Genomic DNA, 5,828 nt, shown 5'->3' on the forward strand with positions numbered 1-5,828 from the left:
CAACTTCTATTACAACTGCCATCTAGTGTGATTTGGTACGGCATTGGCTTAGGCTTTTTAGTTACTGTGTTACCCACCGTTATGCTCATGCAAAGTATTGAACGATTAGGTGCCTCTCAATCTGCAATGATTGCTTCGATTGGACCGGTTTTAACGATTTTGCTTGCTGTTGCTTTTTTAAATGAACATTTAAATATGTGGCAATGGGTGGGTTGTCTTCTGAATATTATTGGTGTGATGATGATTACACTCAGAAAGAAAAGGCTAAAACATTAAATTCTCTTGACCTCAACTTAAGTTGAGGTTGGATACTCATCTAAATTTTAATGAACGGTTGAGTTCCATGAATAAAGAAACTTTTAAAATCATAAATCCATCAACTTTATATGACCCTACCCCGAATGCTTATAGTCATGTGGCTGTAGTAGAAAATTTTAAAAAGATTATTCATATTGCAGGTCAAGGAGGCGAAAACTCAAAAGGTGAATTAAGCCCAAATTTTGAAGAACAAGTTATCCAAGCCATTAATAACATTCAACATGCTTTAAAAGCCGCCAATGCAGAGCTTAGTAACATTGCAGTGTTAAGAGTTTTAGTTGTTGACCACTCGGATGAAAAACATCAAATTTTGATTAAAATTATGCAAAATTTATGGAAAAATCATCCTTTTCCAGCCTGTACACTCATTCCTGTACCACGCCTTGCACTAGAGCATATGCTCATTGAAGTCGAAGCAACCGCATACACCTAATAAAATCGAGAGAACATCATGTCTACCCCTGAAGATATCAGTCAGAATAAACCTTTGCTTTGGTTGATGGCAGCAGCATGTGGCTTATGTGCAGGTGTGAATTACTATTGTCAGCCGCTGATTCACTCGATTCAACAAGAGTTTGCTGTAACTCAAGCACAAGCTGCTTTAACAGTGACATTTGCTCAGGTGTCTTATGCCCTCGGTTTACTCTTTATTGTTCCAATGGGTGACATCGTCAATAAAGCCAAGGCTATTCCGTTTTTAATGGTGCTTTGTGCAATTGGCCTATTTACTTCTGCTTTTGCTGTGAACTTGCCTATGCTATGGATTGGTACAATTTTAGCAGGCTTGTTTTCTGTTGCTGCTCAAGTGCTTATTCCTCTTGCCACAATGACTGTAAAACCCGAAAAAACTGGCGAAATCATTGGTTTTTTAATGAGTGGTTTATTGGTCGGAATTTTACTCTCTACCAGTCTGGCAGGCTTATTTTCGAATCTTTTCCACTGGAAAGTGGTGTATGTGGTAAGCGGCGTATTAATGCTCCTGCTAGCATTTACCTTAAAAAGCCGCTTGCCTTATGTCTTACGTATGAAAATGAACTATGGGCAAATCTTTGTTTCCATGGCTCAACTTTTACAACAGGAAAAGCGATTATTATTAAGAGCACTTACAGGTGCTTTCGCCTTTGCAGCAGTAAGTATCTTGTATTCTACTATCGCATTACTCCTTACCTCAGCACATCATTTACCTGATCTATTTATCGGACTAGTGCCTTTAGTGGGTATCTTCGGTGCTTTATCAACACGTTACATTGGTAAATATGCAGATCAAGGCCATACGAGCTTACTGACATGGATGGGCTGCGGGCTGTTCTTAGTAAGTTGGGTTTGTTTCTACTTCGGACAAACTCTACTTTCTACTTATGTTATTGGTTTTGCTTTAATTCAATTGGCACTTGCCCTTGTACACACCAGTAACCAGAGCATTATTTTCCGTTTACGGCCAGATGCAAAATCTCGTATTAATGCCATTTATATGACGACTTACTTTATTGGTGGTGCAGGCGGTTCAGCATTAGGAATTTTTGCATGGAACCGTGGTGGATGGACCATGACTTGCCTTGCAGGAATTGGACTAGTTGTTCTTTGTATTTTATTTAGCATGTTCGATACGATCTTACAAAAAAAGAAAATGCTTTCCCAATAAGGGAACTTGTTATAAATCATCTTTCTATATCCAACCCAAGGGTGGTTATAAATTACTCGGTTAAATGCCCCTGTCGATTCAAGCATAAACCTCGTATAATGCTGCCCTTTCATTAATTTAGCGACTTTTGGGCTATTGGTTATGCAATCACTTCAATCGTTACAACCTCGTATTTCTGTCGCACCCATGATGGACTGGACTACAAAGGATTATCGATTCTTTGCACGCTTGTTTAACCCAAATGTTGTGCTCTACACAGAAATGGTAACTACAGGTGCGATTCTTTTTGGCGATGCAAAACGTCATTTGGACTACAGTGCACAAGAACACCCTATCGTATTGCAACTTGGTGGCTCAAATCCGCAAGAGCTTGCAACCTGCACAAAAATGGCCGAAGACTGGGGTTACGATGAAGTTAACCTCAATGTAGGCTGCCCAAGTGACCGTGTACAGAATAATAAAATCGGTGCTTGCTTAATGGCAGAACCAGAGTTAGTTGCTGAATGCATTCATACCATGCAAAAGGCAGTAAAGATTCCTGTAACAGTGAAACACCGTATTGGTATCGATGACATGCAATCTTACGAAGAGATGCTTCATTTTGTAGATACCGTTGCGGCAACAGGTTGTACTTACTTCGTTGTGCATGCTCGTATCGCTATTTTGAAAGGTCTATCTCCGAAAGAAAACCGTGAAGTTCCACCTTTACGCTATGAAGATGTTTATCGTTTAAAACAAGAACGTCCACATCTCACCATTGAAATTAACGGCGGGATTAAAACGTTTGCTGAAACTCAAGCACATTTACAGCATATTGATGGTGTCATGATTGGCCGTGAAGCCTACCACAATCCATACTTACTCGCGGAAATGGGTCAGCTTTGGAATTTAGAGGCACCAGATCGATTCGATATTATGGAACAAATGCTGCCTTATATTGAACAACGTATGGCTGAGGGTGCTCCACTTTCAATCATTACGCGTCATATCTTAGGTCTATTCCAAAACTTACCGGGTGCTCGCAAGTGGCGTCAGGCGCTAAGTGGCGGAAATGCAAAAACTTTAGGTGATGTAGAACAGGCTATTAGCAATATGCAAGCTGCTCTACTTCGTACCGAGGAATATTTAAAAGAGCAGCAAGCTTAAGTCTGTGAGCGCTTCTTAAATTGTAAGAAAATGTGGCATTTTAAATCAGAGACTTAGATTTTGAGTATATTCGCAAATGTTGAAGCAAAATATTCAAATTTAAGCTCTGATTAATTATTTTTTTATAATGATATCAATAATTTAAATTTCACTATTTTTAATCACTCTTTTGATAAGTATTTTTTCACTCCAAAGCAGACGCCTCTGGAAAAAAGATACGTTATTACATAACACAAACAAAACTTTTAAGGTACGCCGATTAGTATCTCTGAACGCCACAGGTAGGTGGTGATTTTTTTAATATGGATATAGGTAGCACGGTAGAGATTTCACGATGATTATTTATGACGGACAAGTAGCTGATAATTACATGTATCAGGATTCAAATCAGGCAGCCATTGTTGTATCCCACAGCACCCCAAGCCTTCCTTATCCCTTCACCATGAAACCCAATAATCATCAGACAGAAACTTCCAGTACTCCCGCTATAGATATTGATAAATTTGTAGAAAAATTAGAAAGTGTTACCTCTAGACGCAGTAAAGCTCGTTGCGCACGCAGTATCCGCCTTGCCCTAGAATCTGCTGGTGCCAATGTCGAAAATCACCCAATTGCGGCTTCAGATTGGGGAGATACCTTAAAAAAGATTGGCTATAAAGAAATTAATCCAGCCTTTGATGAACCACAAGAAGGCGACATCTATATCATTCACAGAACTCGTAACCATGTTTATGGACATATTGCTGGATACACAGGAAGTGAATGGGTCTCTGACTTCAAACAAAATAGTTATGATGTCTATAAAGATGATAGCGTAACCTACACTTATTACCGATTAGGGCAAGCTACTTAAGAACTAGATATTCAATCACTTGAATCATTTCAAGCACCTTATCAAACAAATATTTTGAATCCAGCTTGGCTTCTTTTTTGCTTTATTTTCATATTGTACTCGTCAAAAATAATGATGGAACTTTATGAAAAGAATATTGCTGAGCTTTTACTTACTGACGTCATTTAGTATGACGTATGCTGCCCCAGATACAAAAGTTGAAGAGGTTTTAAAAAAAGTACCTGAAAAACGGATTTATCAACCCCAATATTTATTAAAAGAAACCACTCCTAAAGCTCGGATCCATGTGATACGAAAACAATATTCAAATGGACTACTAGATTGTCCTTCCGTGATTTATCACGACAAGAAGAAAATTCTATCTTTGCACTCATTTGAAGAAGCAACATTTTTTCTAGAACCCGATCGTTACTATATTCGCTATGAGGTTAACAATAGTGGTTGTATCAATTTGGAATTTTACCAGCATAAACGCCCCAAAATGGACATCCTATCTCAGGAACGTCAGTTAGAAGGTGATACTGAATATACATTTTCTATTAGTGAGCACACTGGATCACAATAATTATTTCAGCAGAAGTTAAACATATTGTCTCTCACACTTGTAGGAGATGGCAGATCTGCTCAACATAAGGTTGAATCAAATCACTCTGATTTGCTCTGTAAGCTAAAACCACTTCAGATAAAAGATTCTTATTTTCCAGAGGAATCAATTTTACATTTTTGGGTAATATTTGCTTAAACTCTTGGGGGACAATGCTAATACCCAAATTTGCAGCGACTAACTGTAATTGGCTTAGCTTACGTGATTGGATCGCTGCTGCTTTAGGCCAGAAGCCGGCCCCTACGCATAAGTTTGAAACCAAATAGCTTAAACCTCCCCGTTTAGAATGGGGTGTAGAAACGAAATATTCATCTTTTAAGTCTTTAACTTGAATCTCTTGTTTATTTGCAAACTTAGCATGATCAACATGTACAGCCACCATTAAAGGTTCTTCATATAGCTTAACAACATTGATCTCATCTAAAGTATGCCGAACTGGTGGTCTAATCAAACCAATATCAATTTCCCCGCTCATTAAAGCTAGAATTTGATGCTCAGATGACAAAGTGTTTATCTCAAAATTTATATGTTTGGCTAAGCTAATCTCTTTTAATATCTGAACTTTTTTATCATCCATAATGATACTGCTCGAATGAGCAATTTTAATCTGGCGATTTTTTCCTTCGGCAATATCCTTAGAAACTCCAATAATTTCATTTAAATAATGCATATTATCTTTTATTTTTTTATAGAAGACCTCTCCTGCCGCTGTAAGTTTTATTTTCTTATCAGTGCGATCAAATAACTGAAAATCAATTTCTTCTTCTAATAATTTAATTTGTCGACTTAAAGCAGACTGAGCAATAAAGAGCTTTTCTGAAGCAGCAGTAAAACTCCCTTCTTCTACAATTTTTATAAAATATTGGAATTGTTTTAATGTGAGCATCACTATCTCAAAATTAGATTATTAGGTCTATTTTCTATATTAGATTAGATAGATTGCCTTCGCTAGAATTTTATCAAGACCACACACTTGATTGAATTATTCATGAAGTATTTTAAAGGTTTCACCCTCTTCACTGTCGTTGTTCTAATTTTATGGTGCTTTAAATTTTATGATCAGCAGCTTCCAACACAGCCCAAACACGACACTATAGAGTTATATGATTAAATCGTTTTTCTCAAAAACAAAAAGCATGCCCTCCAACATAAGAGCATGCTTTTTTATGTTTAAATCAGGCTTTCTTCAAATCGAGTTTCTTCAAAACTTCAGCCACAGCTATCATGGCAAAGCTTGAAGTCACCACTACCGCTGAACCATAACC

The 5,828-nt window shown here is 37.6% G+C and carries 8 protein-coding genes and 1 pseudogene; 7 read left to right on the forward strand and 2 right to left on the reverse strand.

All coding sequences use genetic code 11. The features are described from left to right. The 6 genes from UC75_RS21685 to UC75_RS13265 form a co-directional block, all read left to right on the forward strand. On the forward strand, positions 1-276 hold a 276-nt coding region (locus UC75_RS21685; RefSeq protein WP_228137366.1), incomplete at its 5' end, for an EamA family transporter. Between the two features lie 67 nt (positions 277-343). After that, positions 344-751 (forward strand): RidA family protein, encoded by a 408-nt coding sequence (locus tag UC75_RS13245; RefSeq protein WP_049837876.1) that lies wholly within the window; start codon positions 344-346, stop codon positions 749-751. An 18-nt stretch (positions 752-769) separates the two neighbouring features. After that, positions 770-1,960, forward strand: coding sequence for an MFS transporter (locus tag UC75_RS13250; RefSeq protein ID WP_049837877.1), 1,191 nt, complete (start codon positions 770-772; stop codon positions 1,958-1,960). A gap of 141 nt (positions 1,961-2,101) precedes the next feature. Next, on the forward strand, positions 2,102-3,106 hold the full coding sequence (gene dusA / locus UC75_RS13255) for a tRNA dihydrouridine(20/20a) synthase DusA (protein ID WP_049837878.1): 1,005 nt from the start codon (positions 2,102-2,104) through the stop codon (positions 3,104-3,106). Between the two features lie 334 nt (positions 3,107-3,440). After that, entirely contained in the window at positions 3,441-3,959 is a 519-nt protein-coding gene (locus tag UC75_RS13260) for a hypothetical protein (RefSeq protein WP_005302354.1), read from the forward strand. A 169-nt stretch (positions 3,960-4,128) separates the two neighbouring features. Then, positions 4,129-4,524, forward strand: coding sequence for a hypothetical protein (locus UC75_RS13265; RefSeq protein ID WP_128825278.1), 396 nt, complete (start codon positions 4,129-4,131; stop codon positions 4,522-4,524). Positions 4,525-4,555: 31 nt separating this feature from the next. Here UC75_RS13265 and UC75_RS13270 read toward each other — a convergent pair whose 3' ends face one another. After that, positions 4,556-5,455 carry a LysR family transcriptional regulator gene (locus UC75_RS13270; RefSeq protein ID WP_128825279.1) on the reverse strand — a complete coding sequence of 300 codons (900 nt, stop codon included), beginning with the start codon at positions 5,453-5,455 and terminating at the stop codon, positions 4,556-4,558. Positions 5,456-5,551: 96 nt separating this feature from the next. Here UC75_RS13270 and UC75_RS18960 point away from each other — a divergent pair, with 96 nt between their 5' ends. Then, complete coding sequence (locus UC75_RS18960) at positions 5,552-5,674, forward strand: hypothetical protein (RefSeq protein WP_128825280.1); 123 nt, start codon at positions 5,552-5,554, stop codon at positions 5,672-5,674. Positions 5,675-5,738: 64 nt separating this feature from the next. Here UC75_RS18960 and UC75_RS21690 read toward each other — a convergent pair. Next, positions 5,739-5,828, reverse strand: a pseudogene (locus UC75_RS21690) (tRNA threonylcarbamoyladenosine dehydratase); the annotation flags it as partial.

This window comes from Acinetobacter sp. V2, assembly GCF_001188385.1.
In the GTDB taxonomy this organism is placed as follows: Bacteria; Pseudomonadota; Gammaproteobacteria; order Pseudomonadales; family Moraxellaceae; genus Acinetobacter; species Acinetobacter oleivorans.

What these genes read in the sequence shown, in the direction of transcription:
- UC75_RS13260 (WP_005302354.1), top strand. Translation starts at nt 3,441, where the DNA reads ATGATTATTTATGACGGACAAGTAGCTGATAATTACATGTATCAGGAT.
- UC75_RS13265 (WP_128825278.1), top strand. Translation starts at nt 4,129, where the DNA reads ATGACGTATGCTGCCCCAGATACAAAAGTTGAAGAGGTTTTAAAAAAA.
- UC75_RS18960 (WP_128825280.1), top strand. Translation starts at nt 5,552, where the DNA reads ATGAAGTATTTTAAAGGTTTCACCCTCTTCACTGTCGTTGTTCTAATT.
- UC75_RS13245 (WP_049837876.1), top strand. Translation starts at nt 344, where the DNA reads ATGAATAAAGAAACTTTTAAAATCATAAATCCATCAACTTTATATGAC.
- UC75_RS13250 (WP_049837877.1), top strand. Translation starts at nt 770, where the DNA reads ATGTCTACCCCTGAAGATATCAGTCAGAATAAACCTTTGCTTTGGTTG.
- dusA (WP_049837878.1), top strand. Translation starts at nt 2,102, where the DNA reads ATGCAATCACTTCAATCGTTACAACCTCGTATTTCTGTCGCACCCATG.